At 62.8% G+C, this 23,415-nt stretch carries 17 protein-coding genes and 1 pseudogene; 17 read left to right on the top strand and 1 reads right to left on the bottom strand.

Features of this window, described 5'->3' with window-relative positions; all coding sequences use genetic code 11:
• Positions 1 to 14: 14 nt before the first annotated feature.
• Positions 15 to 893, top strand: coding sequence for a GNAT family N-acetyltransferase (locus ASC86_RS05430; RefSeq protein ID WP_056317140.1), 879 nt, complete (start codon positions 15 to 17; stop codon positions 891 to 893).
• 212 nt (positions 894 to 1,105) lie between these two features.
• Here ASC86_RS05430 and ASC86_RS05425 read toward each other — a convergent pair whose 3' ends face one another.
• Complete coding sequence (locus tag ASC86_RS05425; RefSeq protein ID WP_056317134.1) at positions 1,106 to 3,391, bottom strand: NADP-dependent malic enzyme; 2,286 nt, start codon at positions 3,389 to 3,391, stop codon at positions 1,106 to 1,108.
• A gap of 104 nt (positions 3,392 to 3,495) precedes the next feature.
• Between ASC86_RS05425 and mutS the strand changes: the two genes are divergently transcribed.
• The 16 genes and pseudogenes from mutS (at position 3,496) to metK (ending at position 23,314) form a co-directional block, all read left to right on the top strand.
• Positions 3,496 to 6,240 carry a DNA mismatch repair protein MutS gene (mutS, locus tag ASC86_RS05420; protein WP_056317131.1) on the top strand — a complete coding sequence of 915 codons (2,745 nt, stop codon included), beginning with the start codon at positions 3,496 to 3,498 and terminating at the stop codon, positions 6,238 to 6,240.
• Positions 6,241 to 6,317: 77 nt separating this feature from the next.
• Positions 6,318 to 9,170, top strand: a pseudogene (locus tag ASC86_RS05415) ([protein-PII] uridylyltransferase); the annotation flags it as partial.
• Complete coding sequence (gene murJ / locus ASC86_RS05410; RefSeq protein WP_056317123.1) at positions 9,167 to 10,753, top strand: murein biosynthesis integral membrane protein MurJ; 1,587 nt, start codon at positions 9,167 to 9,169, stop codon at positions 10,751 to 10,753. The pseudogene ASC86_RS05415 and the gene murJ, both read left to right, overlap by 4 nt.
• 124 nt (positions 10,754 to 10,877) lie before the next feature.
• A complete protein-coding gene (trpS, locus tag ASC86_RS05405; RefSeq protein WP_056317119.1) occupies positions 10,878 to 11,945 on the top strand; it encodes a tryptophan--tRNA ligase in 1,068 nt (355 codons plus the stop codon).
• A gap of 44 nt (positions 11,946 to 11,989) precedes the next feature.
• Positions 11,990 to 12,481: a universal stress protein gene (locus tag ASC86_RS05400; protein WP_056317116.1), complete on the top strand. Its 492-nt coding sequence runs from the start codon at positions 11,990 to 11,992 to the stop codon at positions 12,479 to 12,481.
• Positions 12,482 to 12,593: 112 nt separating this feature from the next.
• The gene (locus ASC86_RS05395; RefSeq protein ID WP_056317112.1) at positions 12,594 to 13,160 is read left to right on the top strand and encodes a NifU family protein; all 567 of its coding nucleotides are present in this window, start codon (positions 12,594 to 12,596) and stop codon (positions 13,158 to 13,160) included.
• Positions 13,161 to 13,175: 15 nt separating this feature from the next.
• Positions 13,176 to 13,829, top strand: coding sequence for a tRNA (adenosine(37)-N6)-threonylcarbamoyltransferase complex dimerization subunit type 1 TsaB (gene tsaB, locus ASC86_RS05390; RefSeq protein WP_056317108.1), 654 nt, complete (start codon positions 13,176 to 13,178; stop codon positions 13,827 to 13,829).
• A gap of 9 nt (positions 13,830 to 13,838) precedes the next feature.
• Positions 13,839 to 14,333 (top strand): N-acetyltransferase, encoded by a 495-nt coding sequence (locus tag ASC86_RS05385; RefSeq protein WP_056317106.1) that lies wholly within the window; start codon positions 13,839 to 13,841, stop codon positions 14,331 to 14,333.
• Between the two features lie 82 nt (positions 14,334 to 14,415).
• The gene (locus tag ASC86_RS05380; protein ID WP_056317104.1) at positions 14,416 to 15,225 is read left to right on the top strand and encodes a lysophospholipid acyltransferase family protein; all 810 of its coding nucleotides are present in this window, start codon (positions 14,416 to 14,418) and stop codon (positions 15,223 to 15,225) included.
• A gap of 47 nt (positions 15,226 to 15,272) precedes the next feature.
• Positions 15,273 to 16,673, top strand: coding sequence for a tRNA (N6-isopentenyl adenosine(37)-C2)-methylthiotransferase MiaB (gene miaB / locus ASC86_RS05375; protein WP_056317102.1), 1,401 nt, complete (start codon positions 15,273 to 15,275; stop codon positions 16,671 to 16,673).
• Between the two features lie 29 nt (positions 16,674 to 16,702).
• Positions 16,703 to 17,758: a PhoH family protein gene (locus tag ASC86_RS05370; RefSeq protein WP_056317099.1), complete on the top strand. Its 1,056-nt coding sequence runs from the start codon at positions 16,703 to 16,705 to the stop codon at positions 17,756 to 17,758.
• A 17-nt stretch (positions 17,759 to 17,775) separates the two neighbouring features.
• On the top strand, positions 17,776 to 18,282 hold the full coding sequence (gene ybeY / locus ASC86_RS05365; RefSeq protein WP_056317097.1) for an rRNA maturation RNase YbeY: 507 nt from the start codon (positions 17,776 to 17,778) through the stop codon (positions 18,280 to 18,282).
• A gap of 12 nt (positions 18,283 to 18,294) precedes the next feature.
• On the top strand, positions 18,295 to 19,449 hold the full coding sequence (locus ASC86_RS05360; protein WP_056317094.1) for a hemolysin family protein: 1,155 nt from the start codon (positions 18,295 to 18,297) through the stop codon (positions 19,447 to 19,449).
• Positions 19,450 to 19,644: 195 nt separating this feature from the next.
• On the top strand, positions 19,645 to 21,234 hold the full coding sequence (lnt, locus tag ASC86_RS05355) for an apolipoprotein N-acyltransferase (RefSeq protein ID WP_056317091.1): 1,590 nt from the start codon (positions 19,645 to 19,647) through the stop codon (positions 21,232 to 21,234).
• Positions 21,235 to 21,386: 152 nt separating this feature from the next.
• On the top strand, positions 21,387 to 21,806 hold the full coding sequence (locus ASC86_RS05350; RefSeq protein WP_056317088.1) for a helix-turn-helix domain-containing protein: 420 nt from the start codon (positions 21,387 to 21,389) through the stop codon (positions 21,804 to 21,806).
• Between the two features lie 251 nt (positions 21,807 to 22,057).
• Positions 22,058 to 23,314, top strand: a complete 1,257-nt coding sequence (metK, locus tag ASC86_RS05345; protein ID WP_056317084.1) for a methionine adenosyltransferase — start codon at positions 22,058 to 22,060, stop codon at positions 23,312 to 23,314.
• Positions 23,315 to 23,415: the final 101 nt, after the last annotated feature.

The following is a 23,415-nucleotide window of genomic DNA, read 5'->3' as shown; positions in this document are numbered from 1 at the left end:
TCGGGACCTGTAGCATGACGATGGAATTGTTGGATCGTATGGGGTTTCTTGAACAGCCGCAGTCGCCCGTTCGGCCGTCCGTGGCACCGGCCTCGGATGTGCTCGGGCGTATCGGCACGCTGGAAACCCGACTTGCCCGGACAAATACCGAAATCGACGCGGCGCAAGCTGTGCGCTACCGTGTGTTCTTCGAGGAGATGCGGGCGAAGCCCAAGCCCGATGTCGCGCGTCGCAAGCGCGATGTCGATGCCTGGGACGGCATCTGCGATCACCTGCTGGTGCTCGATACCGGGATCGACGGCGATGCCGTGGATCAGATCGTCGGCACTTATCGCCTGCTGCGCCAGGATGTGGCCGAGCGCTCCGGCGGTTTCTATTCGGCTTCCGAATTCGGCATCGAGGCGCTGCTCGCCCAGCACCCGGACAAGAAGTTCATGGAACTCGGCCGCTCCTGCGTGCTGCCGGAGTATCGCACCAAGCGCACGGTCGAACTGCTCTGGCAGGGAAATTGGGCCTATGCGCTGAAGCATGGCGTCGACGCCATGTTCGGCTGCGGCTCCCTGCCCGGCGCGATCCCGGAGGAGCATGCGCTTGCCCTATCCTTCCTGCATCATACGGTGCGCGTTACCGGAGACTGGCAGGTTTCGGCCCGGCCGGAGCTGTTCCGCACCATGGATCTGATGCCGGCAGAGGCGATCAATGCCCGCAGGGCGCTGGCGGCGCTGCCGCCACTGATCAAGGGCTATATGCGGCTTGGGGCGATGGTCGGTGAAGGCGCCGTTGTCGACCATGCCTTCAACACGACGGACGTTCTGATCGTGTTGCCGATCAACAACATCTCCGGCCGCTACCTCAACTACTATGGCGCGGATGCAACACGCTTCGCCAGCTGACGTGCTGCAACGCAATGTGAATTGACGCGTTGCGGTAATCTTGCCTATATTTCGACGGTAAAGAGTAGCTGTAGCAGCTTTTGATCATCGATTGGTAATGTGTGCCGTATATGAAGGGACATGACGTCCCGGAATTTTGATCAAGATCAGTATTTCGCATGAAAAAGCCCGCACCGGATCGCTCCGTGCGGGCTTTTTTCGTTGGCATTACATTACATCGTAGCGTTGTGGGCCGCGAGCGCTGCCATATTGACGATATCGCTGTCCTTGGCGGCCATCGAGACGATCTGCACCGACTTGTCGAGACCGACGAGCATCGGGCCGATGACGGTCGAGCCGCCGAGTTCCTGCAGCATCTTGGTGGAGATCGAGGCCGAGTGGAAGGCCGGCATGACCAGCACGTTGGCGGTGCCGGAGAGGCGGCAGAACGGATACTGTTCCATCACCTTGACATTGAGGGCGACATCCGCACCCATTTCGCCGTCGTACTCGAAATCGACGCGGCGCTTGTCGAGGATGTTGACGGCCTCGCGCACCCGCTCGGAGCGCTCGCCGGAGGGATGGCCGAAGGTCGAATAGGCAAGCATCGCCACCCGCGGGAAGTAACCCAGGCGGCGGGCGAGGCCGGCGGCTTCCTCGGCGATATCGGCAAGCTCCTCGGCGGTCGGCATGTCGTGGACGGCGGTATCGGCGACCAGCACGGTGCGGCCGCGGCAGAGCGCCAGCGACACGCCGATCACCCGATGGCCGGGCTTCGGATCGATGCAGCGGCGCACGTCATCAAGCGCGGTGGAATAGTTGCGGGTGATACCCGTCACCATGCCGTCGGCATCGCCCATCGCGACCATGCAGGCGGCGAAGTGGTTGCGGTCGTTGTTGATCAGGCGCTGGACGTCGCGGAAGAGGTAGCCCTTCCGCTGCAGGCGGGCATAGAGATAGTCGGTATAGGCGGCCGTGCGCTTGGAAAGGCGGGCGTTGACCACCTCGATGCCCGGCCGGTCGAGGTCGATGCCCTCGCGTTCGGCCAGTTCGCGGATGAGGTCGTCGCGACCGAGCAGCAGCGCGGTGCCGAGGCCCTGGTTGGCATAGGCGAGCGCCGAGCGCATCATGCGTACTTCTTCGCCTTCGGCAAAAACGATGCGCTTCGGCTGGCGGCGCACCCGCTCGTAGATGCGCTGCAGCGTCGAGGCGATCGGGTCACGGCGGGCCGACAGCTGGCGGGCATAGGCGTCGAGATCGGGGATCGGCTTGCGCGCGACGCCGCTTTCCATCGCCGCCCTGGCGACCGCGACGGGAATGGCCGAGATCAGGCGCGGATCGAAGGGAACCGGGATGATGTATTGCGAGCCGAAGCGCGGGCGGTTGCCCTGATAGGCGGCGGCGACGTCATCCGGAACGTCTTCCTTGGCAAGACTTGCCAAGGCTTCGGCCGCGGCGATCTTCATCGCCTCGTTGATGGTCGTGGCGTGCACATCGAGCGCGCCGCGGAAGATATAGGGGAAGCCGAGGACGTTGTTGACCTGGTTGGGGTAATCCGAGCGGCCCGTTGCGACGATGGCGTCGTCACGGATTTCGGCGACTTCCTCCGGCGTGATTTCCGGGTCCGGATTGGCCATGGCGAAGATGATCGGGCGCGGGGCCATGGAGCGGATCATGTCCTGCGACAGCGTGCCCTTGCCGGAAAGGCCGAAGACCACGTCGGCGCCGTCCATGGCCTCGGTCAGCGTGCGCATGTCGGTCTTGATCGCGTGGGCCGATTTCCACTGGTTCATGCCCTCGGAGCGGCCCTGGTAGATCACGCCCTTGGTGTCGCAGAGCGTGATGTTTTCGGACGGGAAGCCCATGGACTTGATCAGCTCGATGCAGGCGATGGCGGCAGCACCCGCGCCGTTGCAGACGAGCCTCGTCGTCTTGAAATCGCGGCCGGTCAGCGACAGGGCATTGATGAGGCCGGCGGCGGCGATGATCGCGGTGCCGTGCTGGTCGTCATGGAACACCGGGATGTCCATGACCTCGCGCAGCTTCTGCTCGATGATGAAACAGTCCGGCGCCTTGATGTCTTCGAGGTTGATGCCGCCGAAGGACGGCCCGAGGAAGCGCACGCAGTTGATGAATTCGTCGACGTTTTCGGTATCGACTTCAAGGTCGATGGAATCGACGTCGGCGAAGCGCTTGAACAGCACCGACTTGCCTTCCATGACCGGCTTGGAAGCGAGCGCGCCGAGGTTGCCGAGGCCGAGAATGGCGGTGCCGTTGGAGATGACGGCGACCATGTTGCCGCGTGTTGTATAATCGTAAGCCTTGGCCGGATCGGCGGCGATCGCCTTGACGGGCACGGCGACCCCCGGCGAATAGGCAAGCGAAAGGTCGCGCTGGGTCGCCATCGGCTTGGTCGGCGAAATCTCGAGCTTGCCGGGACGTCCCTGGGCGTGGAAGTCAAGCGCTTCCTGATCCGTTACGCTGCGCGCATCGCGATTGCCGCTGCCTGATTCGACCATGCATTCCCCTCCGAGTCCTGTGGGCGAAGGCTCCTCCCCGCCGCTTTCGTATTGTCTTCTATAAACGGGCGCGGATAGTGTGGCACCTGTTTTCTGGGGCCAAAATGACTTTTCTGCACGATCCGACATATAGCGATTCCGACGTTCTTTCCGCAGCGAAGCTGGCTTCGGAGGAGAGCCGCGCCTCGGCCACGCCGATGATGGAACAGTACATCGAGATCAAGGCGAACAATCCGGGATCGCTGCTGTTCTATCGTATGGGCGATTTCTACGAGCTGTTCTTTCAGGATGCCGTGGAAGCCTCCCGCGCGCTCGGAATCACGCTGACGAAACGCGGCCAGCATCTGGGCCAGGACATTCCGATGTGCGGCGTGCCGGTGCATGCGGCCGACGATTATCTGCAGAAGCTGATCGTGCGCGGCTTTCGCGTCGCCGTCTGCGAGCAGGTGGAAGACCCGGCCGAAGCCAAGAAACGCGGCTCGAAATCGGTGGTCAAGCGCGACGTGGTGCGGCTCGTCACGCCGGGCACGATCACCGAAGACAAGCTGCTTTCGCCGTCCGAGACCAACTACCTGATGACGCTGGCCCGCATCCGCAGCGGCAGCGAGCCGCTTTTGGCGCTGGCCTGGATCGATATTTCCACCGGCGTCTTCCGGCTGGCGGAGACGACGGAAAGCCGGTTGCTGGCCGATATTCTGAGGGTCGAGCCGCGCGAACTGATCCTTGCCGATACCGTCTTCCACGATCCCGAGATGCGGGCGGTGGTCGATGTGCTCGGCCGGGTGGCGGTGCCGCAGCCGGCGGTGCTGTTCGACAGCGCCACGGCGGAAGACCGTATTTCCCGCTATTACGGCGTGAAGACGCTCGATGGTTTCGGCGGCTTTTCGCGGGCCGAGATGGCGGCGGCCTCGGCGGCGATCGCCTATGTCGAGAAGACCCAGTTTGCCGAGCGTCCGCCGCTTGGCATTCCCGAGCGCGAAAGCGGTGCTTCGACGCTGTTCATCGACCCGGCGACGCGCACCAACCTCGAATTGGTCAAGACGCAATCGGGTGATCGTAACGGCACGCTGCTCAAGGCGCTCGACCGCACCGTGACCGGCGGCGGCGCGCGGCTTCTGGCCGAACGCCTGATGTCGCCGCTGACCGATCCCGAGCGCATCGCCGAGCGGCTGGATTCGATCACCGCGCTGCTCGACCAGCCGCAGCTGATGGCCGATCTGCGTCAGGCCTTGAAGCATGTGCCGGACATGCCGCGCGCCTTGTCGCGGCTGTCGCTCGGGCGCGGTGGCCCGCGCGATCTCGGCGCTATCCTTGCAGGCACAATGGCGGCGGCCGACGTGGTGCGTCTGTTGAAAACGGGCAATCTTTCGCAGGAACTGGACCTTGCGCTCGATTCCATCCTTGGTTTGCCGGGGGAACTTTCGCGGCGGCTTGCCACGACGCTTTCCGACGAACTGCCGCTCTTGAAGCGCGACGGCGGTTTCGTGCGCCAGGGGGCGAGTGCCGAGCTGGACGAGGTGCGGGCGCTGCGCGACCAGTCGCGGCGGGTGATCGCCGGCCTGCAGCTGAACTATGCCGAGGAAACCGGCATCAAGTCGCTGAAGATCAAATATAACAATGTGCTCGGCTACTTCATCGAGGTGACCGCCGGCAATGCCGGGCCGATGACCGACAGCGACGCGGCCCGCGCCCGCTACATCCATCGCCAGACCATGGCGAACGCGATGCGCTTCACCACGACGGAGCTTGCCGATCTCGAATCGAAGATCGCCAATGCCGCCGACCGGGCGCTGTCCATCGAACTCGAAGCCTTCGATGCGCTTACCAGCCTCGTCGTCGGCGAGGCCGAGGCGATCAAGGGGGCGGCCTTCGCGCTCTCCGTCATCGACGTGTCCGCGGGTCTGGCCTCTCTCGCCGAGGAGCAGGGCTACTGCCGGCCGGTGGTCGATGGCTCGAAGATGTTTGCGATCGATGGCGGCCGCCATCCGGTGGTCGAACAGGCGTTGCGGCGGCAATCGGCCCAGACCTTCGTTGCCAACAGCTGTGATCTCTCGCCGCGCGACGGCGAAGGCGATGGCGCGATCTGGCTTTTGACCGGCCCGAACATGGGCGGTAAATCGACCTTCCTGCGGCAGAACGCGCTGATCGCGATCATGGCGCAGATGGGCTCCTTCGTGCCGGCAGCATCCGCGCATATCGGCATCGTCGACCGGCTGTTCTCCCGTGTCGGCGCTTCCGACGATCTGGCGCGGGGACGCTCGACCTTCATGGTCGAAATGGTCGAGACGGCGGCGATCCTCAATCAGGCGACCGACCGCTCGCTGGTCATCCTCGACGAAATCGGGCGCGGCACGGCGACTTTCGACGGTCTTTCAATCGCCTGGGCGGCGGTCGAGCATCTGCATGAGGGCAATCGCTGCCGCGGGCTGTTCGCCACCCATTTCCATGAGCTGACAGTGCTTTCGGAAAAGCTTGGCCGGCTTTCCAACGCCACCATGCGCGTCAAGGAATGGGACGGCGACGTCATCTTCCTGCACGAGGTCGGGCCGGGGGCGGCGGATCGTTCCTATGGTATTCAGGTGGCGCGTCTCGCCGGCTTGCCGGCCTCCGTCGTGGCGCGGGCCCGCGAAGTGCTCGCCAAGCTCGAAGATGCCGACCGCAAGAACCCGGCCAGTCAGCTGATCGACGATCTTCCGCTGTTCCAGGTGGCGATCCGCCGCGAGGAGGTCGCCAGGGCCGGGCCGTCCAAGGTCGAGGAGGCGTTAAAAAGCCTCAATCCCGATGATATGACCCCGCGCGAGGCCATGGAAGCGCTTTATGCGCTGAAGAAGCAGCTCGGCAACAGCTGACGGCCCCTGTGCAATCCGCGACGAAGCGGCTAAAGCAGTAAGGCGGCGCCGGAAGCGCCGGACAGGAGCACGAGCGGCAGGCGATGAGCAGGAACGACATCGACTTTTCGGACATTCTCGATGTCCCGGCGTTGCGTGCGAAATGCGGCTTCATCGCCTCCGCCTATGCCGAACAGCGCGAGCCGATGCGCCATGCGCTGCTCGCCGCCTTTCGCGAGGCCAACCGCAAGGGCCGCGAGAAGGCCCGCGAACTGTTGGATGCCGATGGCGGCGGGTTGAAATGCGCCATGCGGATTTCCTGGCTGCAGGACCGGTTGATTACCCTGCTGCACGATTTTGCCCTGAACGAGATTTTCGATGCCTCGCAGACGCCGCAGTCCTCGCGGATCGCGGTAGCGGCCGTCGGCGGCTATGGCCGCGGCACGCTGGCGCCCGGCTCCGATATCGATCTCCTGTTCATCCTGCCGGAAAAGAAGGCGGTGTGGAGCGAGCCGGCCATCGAGTTCATGCTCTATATCCTCTGGGATCTCGGCTTCAAGGTCGGCCACGCCACCCGTTCGCTGGAGGATTGCATCCGGCTTTCCCGCAGCGACATGACGATCCGCACCGCTATTCTCGAGGGACGCTATATCTGCGGTTCGCTGGCGCTGACGGAGGAACTGTCCAGCCGCTTCGACGAGGAGATCGTCAAGAACACCGGCCCGGCCTTCATCGCCGCCAAGCTTGCCGAACGCAACGAGCGCCACCGCAAGGCCGGCGATACGCGCTATCTGGTCGAGCCGAACGTCAAGGAAGGGAAGGGGGGCTTACGCGACCTCAACACCCTGTTCTGGATCGCCAAGTATTTCTACCGGGTCAAGCATGCCGCCGATCTGGTGAAGGTCGGCGTGCTCTCGCGCCAGGAACTGAAGCTGTTCGACAAGTCCGAGGATTTCCTCTGGGCGGTGCGCTGCCACATGCACTTCCTGACCGGCAAGGCGGAGGAGCGGCTGTCCTTCGATATCCAGCGCGAGATCGCCGAACGTCTCGGCTATCACGATCATCCGGGCATGACGGCGGTCGAGCGCTTCATGAAGCACTATTTCCTCGTCGCCAAGGACGTCGGCGACCTCACCCGCATTTTTTGCGCGGCGCTGGAAGACCAGCAGGCCAAGCAGCTTCCGGGGCTTGGGGCGGCCATTTCCCGCTTTACCCACCGGACGCGCAAGATCGCCGGCTCGCTGGAGTTCGTCGACGACGGCGGCCGCATTGCGCTGGCAAGCCCCGATGTCTTCAAGACGGACCCGGTCAACCTCATCCGCATCTTCCATGTGGCCGATATCAACGAACTCGAATTCCATCCGGCGGCGTTGAAGCAGGTGACCCGGTCGCTGGGGCTGATCACCCAGGCCGTGCGCGACAACGAGGAGGCCAACCGCCTCTTCATCTCGATCCTGACTTCGAAGCGTCAGCCGGAATTGATCCTGCGGCGCATGAACGAGGCCGGCGTGCTCGGCCGCTTCATTCCCGAATTCGGCAAGATCGTCTCGCTGATGCAGTTCAACATGTACCACCATTATACGGTGGACGAACATCTCTTGCGTGCGGTCGATATCCTTTCGAGCATCGACCAGGGACGCGACAAGGAAGCGCATCCGCTTGCCGACAAGCTGATGCCGAGTATCGAGGACCGCACGGCGCTTTTTGTTGCGGTGCTGCTGCACGATGTCGCCAAGGGCCGGCCGGAAGATCATTCCAGCGCCGGCGCCAAGGTGGCGCGCAAGCTTGGGCCGCGCTTCGGGCTGACGCCGAAGCAGACGGAAACGGTGGCCTGGCTGATCGAAGAGCACCTGACGATGTCGATGGTCGCCCAGACCCGCGACCTCAACGACCGCAAGACGATCATCGATTTCGCCGACCGGGTGCAATCGCTCGACCGGCTGAAGATGCTGTTGATCCTGACGGTCTGCGATATCCGCGCCGTGGGACCCGGCGTGTGGAACGGCTGGAAGGGCCAGCTGCTGCGCACGCTTTACTACGAAACCGAGCTTCTGCTCTCCGGCGGCTTTTCGGAAATGCCGCGCAAGGAGCGCGCCGCCCATGCGGCAGACGTGCTTTTCGAGGCGCTGGCGGACTGGAGCCAGAAGGACCGCAAGACCTACACCAAGCTGCACTATCAGCCCTATCTGCTCTCCGTGCCGCTGGAGGATCAGGTCCGCCACGCGCATTTCATCCGCGAGGCCGACAAGACGGGCCGGGCGCTGGCGACGATGGTGCGCACCCACCAGTTCCACGCGATCACCGAAATCACCGTGCTGTCGCCGGACCATCCGCGTCTGCTTGCGGTGATCGCCGGCGCCTGTGCGGCAGCCGGTGCAAACATCGTCGATGCGCAGATCTTCACCACCTCGGATGGCCGGGCGCTGGACACGATCCTCGTCAACCGCGAGTTCACGGTCGATGGCGATGAGACACGCCGGGCGGCCAATATCGGCAAGCTGATCGAGGACGTGCTGTCGGGCAAGAAGCGCCTGCCGGAGGTGATCGCCAGCCGCACCAAGAGCCGCAAGCGCACCAAGGCGTTTACGGTGACGCCGGCCGTCACCATCTCCAATACGCTCTCCAACAAGTTCACCGTCATCGAGGTCGAATGCCTCGACAGGCCGGGCCTGTTGTCGGAGATGACGGCGGTGCTGGCCGATCTTTCGCTCGACATCGCGTCGGCTCATATCACCACCTTCGGCGAGAAGGTCATCGATACCTTCTACGTCACCGATCTCGTTGGCCAGAAAATCGTCAACGAAAGCCGCCACAGCCACATTTCCGCCCGCCTCAAGGCCGTCATGTCCGATGAGGTGGACGAGGCACGCGACCGCATGCCCGCCGGCATCATCGCGCCGCAGAACAGCGGGCGGGCGGGCCTATCCCGAAAGTCCAGGGCAGAAACATGAGTCTCGTTCGAAAATTCGCCACCGTTGGCGGCGCCACGCTCGGCAGCCGCGTGCTCGGCTTTGCCCGCGAAACCCTGATGGCGGCGGCACTCGGCACCGGTCCGATGGCGGATGCCTTCTATGCGGCCTTCCGGTTTCCGAACCTCTTTCGCCGGCTGTTTGCCGAGGGTGCCTTCAATGCCGCCTTCGTGCCGTTGTTTGCCAAGGAGATCGAGGCGAACGGCATCGACGGCGCCAAGCGTTTTTCCGAAGAGGTGCTGGGCGTTCTCTTCACCGTGCTGCTTTTGATCACCATCGTCATGGAACTGGCGATGCCGTGGCTGGTCTCATGGATCATCGCTCCCGGTTTCGATGCGGGGACGGAAAAGTTCGACGTCACCGTCAAGCTGGCGGCGGTGATGTTTCCCTATCTGATGTGCATGTCGCTGACGGCGATGCTATCGGGCATGCTGAACTCGCTGCATCACTATTTTGCCGCCGCGATCGCGCCGGTTTTCCTGAATATCGCCCTGATCGCCGCCCTCGGCTACGGCCTTTTGACCGGCGCCGATCCGCTGGCGACGGCCTGGTATCTTTCCTGGGGCGTACTGGTCGCCGGCATTTTGCAGATGGCCGTGCTCTATGTCGGGGTGCTGCATGCGGGCATGCGCTTCGGGCTGGCGCGGCCGCGCTTTACGCCGAATGTAAAACGCCTGCTCTGGCTCGCGCTGCCGGCGGCCGTCACGGGCGGCATCACCCAGATCAACCAGATCATCGGCCAGATGATCGCCTCCACCAAGGACGGCGCGATCGCGGTGCTGCAATATGCAGACCGCGTCTATCAGTTGCCGCTCGGCGTCGTCGGTATCGCCGTCGGTGTCGTGCTTTTGCCGGAATTGTCGCGGGCGCTGCGCTCCGGCCATGAGCGCGAAGCGGCGAACCTGCAAAACCGCTCGCTGGAATTCGTGCTGTTTTTGACGCTGCCGGCCGCCGGTGCGCTCTGGGTCATCTCCGATGAGATCGTGCGGGTGCTTTACGAGCGTGGGGCCTTCTCGGCCGATACGACGAGCACCGTTGCCGCGACGCTGGCGATCTACGGTCTCGGACTGCCCGCCTTCGTGGCCATCAAGTCGCTCAATCCCGGCTTCTTCGCCCGCGAGGATACCAAGACACCGATGCGGATCACCGGTCTTTCGGTGGCGGTCAATTGCGCGCTTGCGGTGTCGCTCTTCCCGTTCTTCGCCGAGCGCGGCATCGCCACTGCGGAAGCGACCTCAGGCTGGCTGACGGCAACGCTTCTTTTTGCGACACTGATCCGGCGCGGGCATTGGAATTGGGAAAATGCGCTGGCTTTCCGCGTGCTGCGGCTTCTGATCGCCACGGTCATCATGGGTCTGGTGCTGAACTATGCCTCCGCCGCCCTGTCGGACTGGCTTGCGCCCCAAAGCCCGCTTCTCACCCAGCTTTCGGCGCTAATGATGCTGATCGGCCTTGCCATGGTCGTCTATTTCTCCGTGGCCTTCCTGATCGGCGGCGCGGATGCCTCGATGATCCGGCGCAACCTGAAGCGCAAGGCGCAGGCCGCGTCATCCGCCGAATCTTGATGCGAGCGGACAGAAGCCCATCAGCAATTCCGCTTGATCGCGCCAGATGCCTTGTGCATAAGCGCGGCCATCTTCAACAGAGCCAGAGCAATCTAGGCCCTCCACAAGCCTGATCGAGGACACGATGTCAGAATTCAAGCCGCTGGTCTTTTCCGGCGTTCAGCCGACCGGCAATCTTCATCTCGGCAATTATCTCGGCGCTATCAGAAAGTTCGTGGCGCTGCAGGAAAACAACGACTGCATTTATTGCGTCGTCGACCTGCATGCGCTGACCGCCCAGCTGGTGCATGAGGATATGCGCAACCAGATCCGCTCGATTGCCGCTGCCTTCATCGCGTCGGGCATCGATCCGAAGAAGCACATCGTTTTCAACCAGTCGGCCGTGCCGCAGCATGCCGAGCTTGCCTGGATCTTCAACTGCGTCGCGCGCATCGGCTGGATGGAACGCATGACCCAGTTCAAGGACAAGACCGGCGGCAAGAATGCCGAGCAGGTCTCGCTCGGCCTGCTCGCCTATCCGAGCCTGATGGCCGCCGACATCCTCGTCTACCGCGCCACGCATGTTCCGGTTGGAGACGACCAGAAGCAGCATCTGGAACTGGCCCGCGATATCGCCATGAAGTTCAACATCGACTTCAAGGATCATATCGCGCCGACCGGCTACGGCATCGACATCAAGGTCGGCGAAGAGCCGGTGCATGCCTATTTCCCGATGGTGGAGCCGCTGATCGGCGGGCCGGCGCCGCGGGTCATGAGCCTGCGCGACGGCACCAAGAAGATGTCGAAATCGGATGCCTCCGATCTTTCGCGCATCAACCTTCTCGACGATGCCGAGACGATTTCCAAGAAAATCCGCAAGGCCAAGACCGACCCGGATGCGTTGCCAAGCGAAACCGATGGCCTGAAGGGCCGTCCCGAAGCGGAAAATCTCGTCGGCATCTACGCGGCGCTTTCCGACAAGACCAAGCAGCAGGTGCTCGATGAATTCGGCGGCCAGCAGTTCTCGGTCTTCAAGCCGGCGCTGATCGATCTTTCCGTCGCCGTATTGTCGCCGATCACCGGCGAGATGCGCCGCCTGATGGACGACACCAGCCACATCGATGCCATCCTGCGCGACGGCGGCGAGCGGGCGCGGGCGCGGGCGGAAGTGACGATGCGGGAAGTCCGCGAGATCATCGGCTTCCTGCAGTAAAAAGAGGTCTTGCGGCCAACCGGAACGAGTGTAAGAGTCCGGCCATGGTTTCGACACGACTCTCACGACTGGAAGGTCACCGCCGTAAATTCATGGCGGTGATCGACGATACTCCCGAATGCAGCCGCGCCGTCCATTACGCCGGCATGCGCGCCAAGAACTCCGGCGGCGGGGTGGTTTTGCTTTACGTGATCGCCGATGGCGATTTCCAGCAATGGCTGGGTGTCGAGGCGGTGATGCGGGCCGAAGCGCGGGCCGAGGCCGAGGCGACGCTTGCCAAGATCGCCCAGACCGTGCGCGAGACGATCGGCATCGAGCCGGAAATGGTGATCCGCGAGGGCAGCGCCACCGAGCAGATTTACGGCCTGATCGAGGAAGACCGCGACATCGCCATTCTGGTGCTGGCCGCCGGCTCTGCCAAGGATGGTCCAGGCCCGCTCGTCTCCTCGATTGCAGGCAAGACGGCAGCCTTTCCGATTCCCGTCACCGTCATCCCCGACAGCCTGACGGATGCGGAGATCGATGCGCTGAGCTGACGCAGTGTAAAGCGCCCGTCGCGCTTGATGTCGCGGGTTGATCAGCCTATATATTGTTTTGAATTATTCTAAACTCGGCCGCACATCTCCCCGGCCGATGCAGGAGAGCGAGATGTTCATTCAGACCGAAGCAACGCCGAACCCGGCGACCCTCAAGTTCCTGCCCGGCAAGGTGGTGATGGAACACGGCACGGCGGAATTCCGCGACAGCGAGGAAGCTGCCGCCGGCTCGTCGCTCGCCGCCCGCCTGTTCATGATCCCCGGCGTGACCGGCGTCTATTTCGGCTATGATTTCATCACCGTCACCAAGCAGGATCAGGAATGGCAGCACCTGAAGCCGGCGATCCTCGGCTCGATCATGGAACACTTCATGTCCGGTCAGCCGGTCATGGCGATTCACAGCCGCGCCGAAGAAAGCGATCTCGAAGGCGAGTTCTTCGATGCGGGCGACGAAACCATCGTCGCGACGATCAAGGAACTCTTGGAAACCCGCGTGCGCCCGGCCGTGGCCCAGGATGGCGGCGACATCACCTTCAAGGGTTTCCGTGATGGCACGGTTTTCCTCAACATGAAGGGTGCCTGCTCGGGTTGCCCATCTTCGACGGCGACGCTGAAGCACGGCGTCCAGAACCTGCTTCACCACTTCGTGCCGGAGGTTCAGGCGGTCGAAGCCGTCTGATCGGCTTCGCATCCCATGATCGTTCTTGCTCTCGATACGGCCGGGACGGGCTGTTTTGCCGCTCTCTATGATAGCGCCGAAGACCGTGTGCTGGGTTCGGCCGGTGCCGATATCGGTCGTGGCCATGCCGAGCAACTGATGGCCTTCATCGACGAGGCGCTGGCCGCCAGCAGCAGGGCGCTTGCCGATGTCGAGCGGGTTGCCGTCACCATCGGTCCCGGCTCCTTTACCGGCATTCGTGTGGGGGTGGCTGCGGCGAGGGGGTTTGCACTCTCGCTCGGCGTTCCCGCTGTCGGCGTTTCGCGGCTTGCGGCGCTTGCGGCAGCGGCCGCAAGGGACAATCCGGGACGGCCGATCGCGGTGGTCATGGATGCCAAGCGCGACGAAGTCTATGCCCAGATGTTTTCCGCCGGTCTTGCCGAGCTGACGCCGCCGGAGGCGCTCGAGATTGCGGATGCCGTCACCCGTTTCCGGGACTATGATGGTATCGTTTGCGGTTCCGGTGCCTCGCTGGTGTCAGCCATGCCGAACGGCAGCGATCTCACTGAGATCGGCGTCGTTGCGAAACTCGGCGCTTACGCTGATCCAGCTCAGGGCAAGCCGAAGCCGCTTTATTTACGGGGTCCCGATGTGAAGCCGCAGGCCGGCTTTGCCGTTGCCCGAGCATGAGTGCCGTCCATGGCCCTGACAGACTATTTTGTCCGCAAAGCGGAATTTGATGTCTTCGCCCTCGAGGCCGAGCATCTGGCACAGGCTGCCGCCATCCATAAGCAGCGTTTTTCCGCCCATTGGAGCGATGGCGAGCTGCATCGTCTGCTGGTGCAGGACACCGTCTTCGGCTTCATCGCGGGGCAGGTGAATGCGAGCCGACCGGCGATCGGCGGCTTCGTTCTGGCGCGGGTGGCGGCTGGCGAAGCGGAAATCCTGACCATCGGCGTCGACCCGCGTTACGAGCGCCACGGCCTCGGCTGGCGGCTGATGCGGGCGGCGCTGCGCGAGGCGCGCGACAAGGCGGCCGACAGCATGTTCCTCGAAGTAGACGAGACCAATCTGGCGGCCATCGGCCTCTATCGCAAGCTCGGTTTTGCCAAGGTCGGCGAGCGGCGGGCCTATTATCAGCACGCTAACCGTGCGCCGACGGCCGCCCTTGTCATGCGGCTCGATCTTGATTAGCCCTTGCCCCTGATATCAGGAAAAGCCGGGAAGCCTTTGCAGAGTTCGTCGATCCATTCGCCCATCCGGAAGGGCTTTTGCCATGAGGATTGATCCCGGTTCCGTCCTCAACTGGCTGCGTATCGGCGTATGCCTGACCGTTCTTGTGGCTGCCACGTTCCTCATCGCGCCAATCCAGGTGCTGGCTCTGTGGCTGGACCGGCCGCTCAGGCGCACTCTGCCGCGCTACTGGCACCGTCTGGCCTGCCGGCTCATCGGTATCCGCGTAACCGTGCATGGGGCGCTGGACCGCCAGCGGCCGCTGATGCTGGTGTCCAATCATGCCAGCTGGAAGGATATCCTGGTGCTCGGCTCGATTGCCGATGTGGTCTTCGTCGCCAAGTCGGATGTGAAGTCATGGCCGGTCTTCGGCCTATTGGCGCGGCTGCAGGCGACGATTTTCGTGCGGCGGGAAGAAAAGCGCACGACCGGAAATCAGGTCAACGAGATCGGCCAGCGGCTGGCGGCCGGCGAGATCGTCGTGCTGTTTCCCGAGGGCACGACCTCGGACGGCAACCGTCTGCTGGAGATCAAGACCTCACTCTTCGGCGCCGCCGCCGCTGCTGTGCCGCTCTCGCCGACCGGGACCGTGCATGTGCAACCTGTCGCAATCGCCTATACGGGCGTGCATGGCATGCCGATGGGGCGCTATCATCGCCCGATCGCGGCCTGGCCGGGCGACATTCCGATGCTGCCGCATCTGATCGGTATCCTGAAGGAAGGGGCGGTCGATGTCGACGTCATCTTCGGCGAGCAGATCAGCTATACGGCCGAGAGCAACCGCAAGCTGGTGAGCCGCCAGATCGAAAAGCGGATGCGGGACATGCTGTCCCTGAAACTGCGCGGCCGCTAACCCTAAAAACGCTTCAAATCCGGGCTTTCATGCTCTATGGAAGCCCCATGACCGAGGAAATCGCAACGCTCTCCGGCGCGCAGGACGCGCCCGTCGCTCACCAGAACACCCGCAAGGTCTTCGTGAAGACCTACGGCTGTCAGATGAATGTCTACGATTCCGATCGCATGCAGGATGCGCTGGCCAAGGACGGCTATGTCGCGACCGATGTGATGGAGGATGCCGATCTCGTTCTTCTCAACACCTGTCATATCCGCGAAAAGGCGGCCGAGAAGGTCTATTCGGCCCTCGGGCGCCTGCGCGAATTGAAAAAGAAGAAGGCCGGCGAAGGCCGCGAGATGATGATCGGCGTTGCCGGCTGCGTCGCGCAGGCCGAGGGCGACGAAATTTTGCGCCGTGCCCCGGCCGTGGATCTGGTCATCGGCCCGCAGACCTATCACCGCCTGCCGGAAGCCTTGAAGCGCGTGAAGCGCGGCGAGCGCGTGCTTGAGACCGATTATGCGATCGAGGACAAGTTCGAGCATCTGCCGGCCCCGGAAAGGGCAAAGACGCGGGCGCGGGGTGTTACCGCGTTTCTCACCGTGCAGGAAGGCTGCGACAAGTTCTGCAGCTTCTGCGTGGTGCCCTATACGCGGGGGTCCGAGGTTTCCCGTCCGGCCGCGCAGATCGTTGCGGAAGCCCGCAAGCTGGTCGAAGGCGGGGTGCGTGAGCTGACGCTGCTCGGCCAGAACGTCAATGCCTGGCATGGTGCCGGCCCCGATGGCGCCGAATGGGGCCTTGGCGAATTGCTGCATCATCTCGCAGGCATCGAGGGCCTTGCACGGCTGCGCTATACCACGAGCCATCCGCGCGACATGGATGACGGCCTGATATCGGCCCACCGCGACCTGCCGCAGCTGATGCCCTATCTGCATCTTCCGGTGCAATCCGGCTCCGACCGCATCCTGAAAGCCATGAACCGGCGCCATACGGCCGCCGAATATCTGGCGCTGATCCATCGCATCAAACAGGCGCGTCCTGATCTCGCTTTGTCCGGCGATTTCATCGTCGGTTTCCCCGGCGAGACCGACGAGGACTTCGAAGACACGCTGCGGCTGGTCGAGGCCGTGGGTTATGCACAGGCGTTTTCGTTCAAATATTCGACCCGTCCGGGAACGCCAGGGGCCGATCTGAAAGATCAGGTGCCGGAAGACGTCAAAGCCAACCGCTTGGAAAGATTGCAGGCTTTGCTTCTGAAACAGCAGCATGCCTTCGCCGAAGCGTGCGTCGGGCGTGAAATCGACCTGCTTCTGGAGAAGCCGGGCCGCATGCCGGGCCAGCTGATCGGCCGTTCGCCCTGGCTGCAATCTGTGAATGTTGATGCAAAGTCATCGCAAATCGGTGACATTGTCAGAGTACGAATCACAGGCACCGGCCCTAACAGTTTGTTTGCCGACATGGTAAGCTGAGGGCTGAACCTCCAAGGGAGCTTTGCCGCTTGAACGGACACGAATTGGTTTCTTCTTCACCGCGCCAGTCGAAAACATCCGCGACAGACGTCAATCACTTCGTGCTTACTTTCGAGAACAATCGCTTTGCAAGCGAGCTTTTCGGTCAGTTCGATCAGAATTTGAAATTGCTGGAGCAACTGCTCCACATCGAGGCCCGACCGCGCGGCAATTCCGTGGCGATCTCCGGCGATGTGCTGGCAACCAACCAGGCCCGCCGGGCGCTCGATTTCCTCTATGGCCGCCTGCAGAGTGGCGGGAGCATAGATGCGTCGGATGTCGAGGGCGCGGTTCGGATGGCGGTTGCCGCCGATGACCAGCTGCAGCTGCCGACAATGGAAAAGAAGGCCAAATTGAACCTCGCGCAAATCTCCACGCGCAAAAAGACGATCGTTGCCCGCACCCCGACGCAGGACGCCTATATGCGCGCGCTGGAGCGGTCCGAGCTTGTCTTCGGCGTCGGTCCGGCCGGCACCGGCAAGACCTATCTCGCCGTTGCTCATGCCGCGCAGCTTCTGGAGCGCGGCGCCGTCGATCGCATCATCCTGTCGCGCCCGGCCGTCGAAGCCGGTGAGCGCCTGGGCTTCCTGCCCGGCGACATGAAGGAAAAGGTCGATCCCTATCTGCGCCCGCTTTATGACGCGCTCTACGACATGATGCCCGGCGACAAGGTGGAGCGGGCGATCACCGCCGGCGTCATCGAAATCGCGCCGCTCGCCTTCATGCGCGGCCGAACCCTTGCCAATGCCGCCGTCATCCTCGACGAAGCCCAGAACACCACATCCATGCAGATGAAGATGTTCTTGACGCGTCTAGGCGAAAACGGCCGCATGATCGTCACCGGCGATCCGAGCCAGGTCGACCTGCCGCGCGGCGTGAAATCCGGCCTCGTCGAGGCGCTGCAGATTTTGAAGGGCGTCGAGGGCGTGTCCGTCGTGCGCTTCAAGGATGTCGATGTCGTGCGCCATCCGATGGTGGCGCGCATCGTGCGCGCCTATGAGGCGCAGACCGCCGTGCAGGACGAAAGCGAGCTGGGCGACCGCTGAGGCGGTCGTCGACCGTCATGAGCAATCTCGATATCCAGATCAGCGTCGAGGTGGGCGAATGGCCCTCCGAAGACGCCCTTCAGAGTTTTTGCGAACGCGTGCTGGAAAAGGCCGCGGCGTTTCTCGTCGAGCAGGAAAAGCAGCCTTTCCCCGACATGGCGCCGGAGCTTTCGCTGGTTTTCACCGACGATGCCTCGATTCGCGAGATCAATGCGGAATGGCGCAATATCGACAAGCCGACCAACGTCTTGTCCTTCCCCGCTTTCCCGGTCGAGCCGGGCAAGATGCCGGGGCCGATGCTGGGCGATATCATCCTGGCGCAGGAGACGATCGCCCTTGAAGCGGCCGATCTCGGCAAGCCCTTCGATGAGCATCTGACCCATCTGCTCGTCCATGGATTCCTGCATCTTTTCGGCTACGACCACATCCATGCCGGCGATGCGGAAAGAATGGAAGGGCTTGAGACTCGCATTTTGGCCGATCTTGGGTTATCTGATCCCTATGGGGACAGTGATCCCGTATGATAGTTTGGAACGATGAGCGATTTTAAAGCACAGCCGGCCGCGGCTGGAAGGGACGAGGCGGAAGCCTCAAGTTCGGACGAGGCGGGCAGTAGTAGCGCCGCCGCGCAGAAACCTGAGAGCGGCAAATCATCCTCCTTCTGGAGCCGGGCAGCGCGGATTTTCCGCGGGGCAAACAATGCAAGCCTGCGCGACGATCTCGCCGATGCGCTGATGACCGACGCCGGCACCGACACCGCCTTTTCGCCCGGCGAACGGGCGATGCTCAACAACATCCTGCGCTTCCGCGAAATCCGTGTCGAGGACGTCATGGTGCCGCGTGCCGATATCGAGGCGGTAGACCAGAGCATCACCGTCGGCGAGCTGATGGTGATCTTCGAGGAATCCGGCCGTTCGCGCATGCCGGTCTATAGCGAAAGCCTCGACGACCCGCGCGGCATGGTCCATATCCGCGACCTGCTTTCCTATGTGACCAAGCAGGCCCGCAACAAGCGCCGCACCGGCACGCGCGCTGCTGCAGCCTCTACCGCGGACAAAGCGGAAAAAGCCCCGCGTCAGCCGAAGGCTGTCTTCGATCTCGGCCGCGTCGATCTTTCCAAGACCGTGGAAGAGGCGGGCATCGTCCGCCAGGTGCTGTTCGTGCCGCCGTCGATGCACGCCTCCGACCTGATGCAGCGCATGCAGGCCGCCCGTATCCAGATGGCGCTGGTCATCGACGAATATGGCGGCACCGATGGTCTGGCATCGCTGGAAGACATCGTCGAAATGGTCGTCGGCGATATCGAGGATGAGCATGACGATGAAGAAGTCATGTTCGCCAAGACCTCGGACGACGTTTTCGTCGCCGATGCCCGCGCCGAGCTGGAAGATATAGCCGCCGCGATCGGCCCTGATTTCGACGTGCGCGAGCAGCTCGAGGATGTCGACACGCTCGGCGGCCTCGTCTTCGCCTCGCTCGGCCGCATCCCGGCCCGCGGCGAAGTCGTGCAGGCGATCCCTGGCTTCGAGTTCCAGGTGCTGGATGCCGATCCGCGGCGCGTGAAGCGCGTGCGGATCGTCAGAAAGCGCCCGGCCGCCTCCCGCCGCCGCCCGCTGCAGAAGGGCGAAGAGGAAACCGGCGCCGAGATGATCGCCACGCCGGAGGCCAATCCGTTACGGGATACCGGATGATAGGACCCGTGGTTCTAATGTAGAAATGCCCGCCTCGACAGGCGGGCATTTTCGTTTCCGCCGCGCGCCCCGCCGCCGAATGGCGAAGCTTCGTAGGGTGGCAGGACAAACCCCCGCTTTTTTGGAACACTGCGCCTGCATTGATTCGGGGTGCGGCCGCGTGGGTGACAACCCGCGAACAGCGAGGGGAACGATATGGAGTGGCTTTCTGGCAGGATCATGCTGTTGTCGGGAGCGAAGCGGGCGGTTGTCGCGTTTCTTGCCGGGCTCCTGACGGTGCTCGCCCTGCCACCCTTCGGCATCTTCATCGTTCCGTTCCTGACCTTTCCGGTCCTTGTCTGGCTGATGGACGGCGCCACGGGAAATCCCGATCATGGCCTGCCGCGCCGCGCCTTTCCGGCCTTTGCCATCGGCTGGTGCTTCGGTTTCGGCTATTTCCTCGGCGGGCTCTGGTGGCTGGGCAATGCGTTGCTGGTGGAGGCGGATGATTTCGCCTGGGCGCTGCCGCTTGCCGTCATCGGTCTTCCCGCCGTTCTTGCTGTCTATTACGGGCTGGCGACGGTGCTGGCGCGCATGCTTTGGTCGGATGGGCTCGGGCGTATTGCAGCACTTGCGCTGGCCTTCGGCATTGTCGAATGGGTGAGGGGCTTCCTGCTCACCGGGTTCCCCTGGAATGCCATCGGTTATGCGGCCATGCCGGCGCCGGTGATGATGCAGTCGGCTGTCGTCTTCGGTCTTGCCGGCATGAACGGGCTGGCGGTGTTCGTCTTTGCGATGCCGGCGCTGATCGGCACGCGCAAGGGCGCGGGGCTCGGCCTCTCGCTTGCGGCGCTGCTGGTCGCCGCCCATCTCGGCTACGGTTACTGGCGTCTGCCCGCGCCGGCAGTACCGGAGGCGGGGCTGTCGGTGAGGCTGGTGCAGCCGGTGATCGACCAGTCGACAAAGCTCGACGATGCCGCGCGCGAAGAGATTTTCACCGCCCATCTCCAACTGACCGCGTCAGCGCCGGCCGAGGGCGGCAAACGGCCGGACCTCGTCGTCTGGCCGGAAACCTCGGTGCCGTTCCTCCTGACGGAAAATCCGGACGCACTCGTCAGCATCGCCGACGTCTTGCAGGAGGGGCAGGTGCTGCTTGCCGGCGCCGTGCGGGGCGAAAATGCCGGCACGGGGCTTCCGCCGCGCTATTACAACTCCGTCTACGCCATCGACGATCGCGGCCAGATCATCGGCGCGGCCGACAAACTGCATCTCGTGCCCTTCGGCGAATACCTGCCGCTCGAAGGCATGTTGTCCTCGCTCGGTCTGCAGTCGGTCGCGGCTTCCATGCCCGGCGGTTTTTCGGCGGCGGCGAGCCGTTCTCTGCTGACGCTGCCGGATGGCAAGGTGCTCTACCCCCTGATCTGTTACGAGGCGATCTTCCCCGAGGAGATCGGCGACGAGGCGCTGCGGGCCGACATGCTGCTGAATATCACCAACGATGCCTGGTTCGGGGATACGCCCGGACCCTATCAGCACTTCCAGCAGGCCGAACTCAGGGCGGTCGAAACCGGCGTTCCGCTGGTGCGCGGCGCCAATAGCGGCATCTCCGCCGTGGTCAACGGCTATGGCGAAGTTGTATCGGGCGCCGCCTTCAACGTTAAAGGTGTCGTGGACACAATCTTGCCGGGAAAGGTCGCGATACCTTTTACGCCGGGCCAACAGCGTCGGAATGCGCTGCTCGCCGCGGTTATGTCGCTCGCGGTTGCGCTGGTTTCTCGCAGTAGTTTTGTTTTTAGGGTGAATTGACCAAAAACCCCTAAAATTGCATAGTAGCAATTACCATGGGCCTAAACCTATGGTCGGAGGGTTTCCGCCCTGGCTTCACAACGTGGCGTGTAGCCTGCCCTCCGGCAGCATCCAAATTCGTGGATGCTGAACTTCGCGTATTGGGAACCGTTATGATTGAGAACAAAAAGAAGCCGAATCCGATCGACATCCATGTCGGCAGCCGGATTCGCCTTCGTCGCACCATGCTGGGCATGAGCCAGGAAAAGCTCGGGGAAGCTTTGGGGATTACGTTCCAGCAGATCCAGAAATACGAAAAGGGAACCAACCGGGTCGGCGCCAGCCGTCTGCAGAACATTTCGGCGATCCTGAATGTTCCGGTGTCCTTCTTTTTCGAAGATGCTCCTGGCGACAGTGCATCCGGCGTGTCCGGCATGGCCGAAGCCTCGAGCTCCAACTACGTGGTTGATTTCCTGTCGTCTTCGGAAGGTCTGCAGCTAAACCGCGCCTTCGTGAAGATCGGCGACCCCAAGGTTCGCCGCAAGCTGGTCGACCTGGTCAAGGCACTGGCGGCGGAAGCTGAGGCCGAATAGGCCAAGGCAAAGCAATCACGCAAAAAAAGCGGCCGAAAGCGCCGCTTTTTTTGTGCCCTGAGATAGGCCGCACGCCTGCGGTGAAGGCAGTTCGTAAAACCGCTGCACAGTTTTGCGCGACATGCTCCGAAAGACGCACAATCTTTTTCGTGACTTTGACATAAAGATATATTTATATCCTTGTGTCATTGTCATTTGCTGTCAGACTGACTACACCGAGCAAGACGTCTTTCTTTGAGGGGAATTCCCGCATGCGTGCCAATTACCTGTTTACAAGCGAGTCCGTGGCGGAAGGTCATCCGGACAAGGTTTGCGACCGGATTTCGGATGAGATCGTCGATCTCGTCTACCGCGAAGCCGCCAAGACCGGCGTCGATCCGTGGAGCGTGCGCATCGCTTGTGAAACCCTGGCAACGACCAACCGTGTCGTCATCGCCGGTGAAGTGCGTCTGCCTCCGAGTCTTATGAAGACCGACAAGGACGGCAACTCCGTCATCAACCCGTCGAAATTCAAGTCCGCCGCCCGCAAGGCGATCCGCGAGATCGGCTACGAGCAGGACGGCTTCCACTGGAAGAGCGCCAAGATCGACGTGCTCCTGCATTCGCAGTCGGCCGATATCGCCCAAGGGGTGGACAACGCCGCCGACAAGCAGGGCGACGAAGGTGCCGGCGACCAGGGCATCATGTTCGGCTACGCCTGCCGCGAAACCGAAGAGCTGATGCCGGCGCCGATCTATTATTCGCACCGCATCCTCCATCTGCTCGCTGCCGCCCGTAAAAAGGGCGAGGGCGATGCCGGCAAGCTCGGGCCGGATGCCAAGAGCCAGGTCACGGTCCGTTACGTCGATGGCAAGCCGGCCGAAGTCGCCTCGATCGTGCTTTCCACCCAGCATCTCGATGACAGCTGGGATTCGGACAAGGTGCGCGCGGTCGTCGAGCCCTACATCCGCGAAGCCCTGCACGATATCGCCATCGCCGAGGATTGCGCCTGGTACATCAACCCCACCGGCAAGTTCGTCATCGGCGGCCCGGATGGTGACGCCGGCCTCACTGGCCGCAAGATCATCGTCGACACCTACGGCGGAGCAGCTCCGCACGGCGGCGGCGCCTTCTCCGGCAAGGACACGACCAAGGTCGACCGTTCGGCGGCTTACGTCGCCCGCTATCTCGCCAAGAACGTCGTGGCCGCCGGCCTTTCCGACCGCTGCACGATCCAGCTTTCCTATGCCATCGGCGTTGCCCAGCCGCTGTCGATCTATGTCGATCTGCACGGCACCGGCAAGGTGACCGAGGATGAGGTGGAAGCCGCGATCCGCAAGACGATCGATCTTTCGCCGTCCGGCATCCGCCGCCATCTCGACCTCAACAAGCCGATCTATGCCAAGACGTCGGCTTACGGCCATTTCGGGCGCAAGGCCGGCCGCGACGGTTCCTTCTCCTGGGAGAAGCTGGACCTCGTGAAGCCGCTGAAGGACGCGCTGAAGGAAAACAGCCTGAAGGCTGCCTGACGCCCGTCGCGCAAACGTGCGCAGCGGTTTTGCGATAACGATGCGCGCAACAAAAATGCCGCCTCTGGACGGAGAGCGCCATTAGACAGTAAAGAGCGGGG

Source organism: Rhizobium sp. Root1212 (assembly GCF_001424985.1).
Classification (GTDB): Bacteria; Pseudomonadota; Alphaproteobacteria; order Rhizobiales; family Rhizobiaceae; genus Pararhizobium.
Note: the sequence above shows the minus strand (reverse complement) of the source record. Positions and strands in the feature narration are given on the sequence as shown.

Coding starts and splice junctions, on each gene's coding strand:
- trpS (WP_056317119.1), top strand. CDS start 10,878: ATGTCAGAATTCAAGCCGCTGGTCTTTTCCGGCGTTCAGCCGACCGGC.
- ASC86_RS05430 (WP_056317140.1), top strand. CDS start 15: ATGACGATGGAATTGTTGGATCGTATGGGGTTTCTTGAACAGCCGCAG.
- metK (WP_056317084.1), top strand. CDS start 22,058: ATGCGTGCCAATTACCTGTTTACAAGCGAGTCCGTGGCGGAAGGTCAT.
- lnt (WP_056317091.1), top strand. CDS start 19,645: ATGGAGTGGCTTTCTGGCAGGATCATGCTGTTGTCGGGAGCGAAGCGG.
- ASC86_RS05350 (WP_056317088.1), top strand. CDS start 21,387: ATGATTGAGAACAAAAAGAAGCCGAATCCGATCGACATCCATGTCGGC.
- ASC86_RS05380 (WP_056317104.1), top strand. CDS start 14,416: ATGAGGATTGATCCCGGTTCCGTCCTCAACTGGCTGCGTATCGGCGTA.
- ASC86_RS05360 (WP_056317094.1), top strand. CDS start 18,295: ATGAGCGATTTTAAAGCACAGCCGGCCGCGGCTGGAAGGGACGAGGCG.
- ASC86_RS05395 (WP_056317112.1), top strand. CDS start 12,594: ATGTTCATTCAGACCGAAGCAACGCCGAACCCGGCGACCCTCAAGTTC.
- tsaB (WP_056317108.1), top strand. CDS start 13,176: ATGATCGTTCTTGCTCTCGATACGGCCGGGACGGGCTGTTTTGCCGCT.
- miaB (WP_056317102.1), top strand. CDS start 15,273: ATGACCGAGGAAATCGCAACGCTCTCCGGCGCGCAGGACGCGCCCGTC.
- ASC86_RS05425 (WP_056317134.1), bottom strand. CDS start 3,391: ATGGTCGAATCAGGCAGCGGCAATCGCGATGCGCGCAGCGTAACGGAT.
- ASC86_RS05385 (WP_056317106.1), top strand. CDS start 13,839: ATGGCCCTGACAGACTATTTTGTCCGCAAAGCGGAATTTGATGTCTTC.
- mutS (WP_056317131.1), top strand. CDS start 3,496: ATGACTTTTCTGCACGATCCGACATATAGCGATTCCGACGTTCTTTCC.
- ybeY (WP_056317097.1), top strand. CDS start 17,776: ATGAGCAATCTCGATATCCAGATCAGCGTCGAGGTGGGCGAATGGCCC.
- murJ (WP_056317123.1), top strand. CDS start 9,167: ATGAGTCTCGTTCGAAAATTCGCCACCGTTGGCGGCGCCACGCTCGGC.
- ASC86_RS05400 (WP_056317116.1), top strand. CDS start 11,990: ATGGTTTCGACACGACTCTCACGACTGGAAGGTCACCGCCGTAAATTC.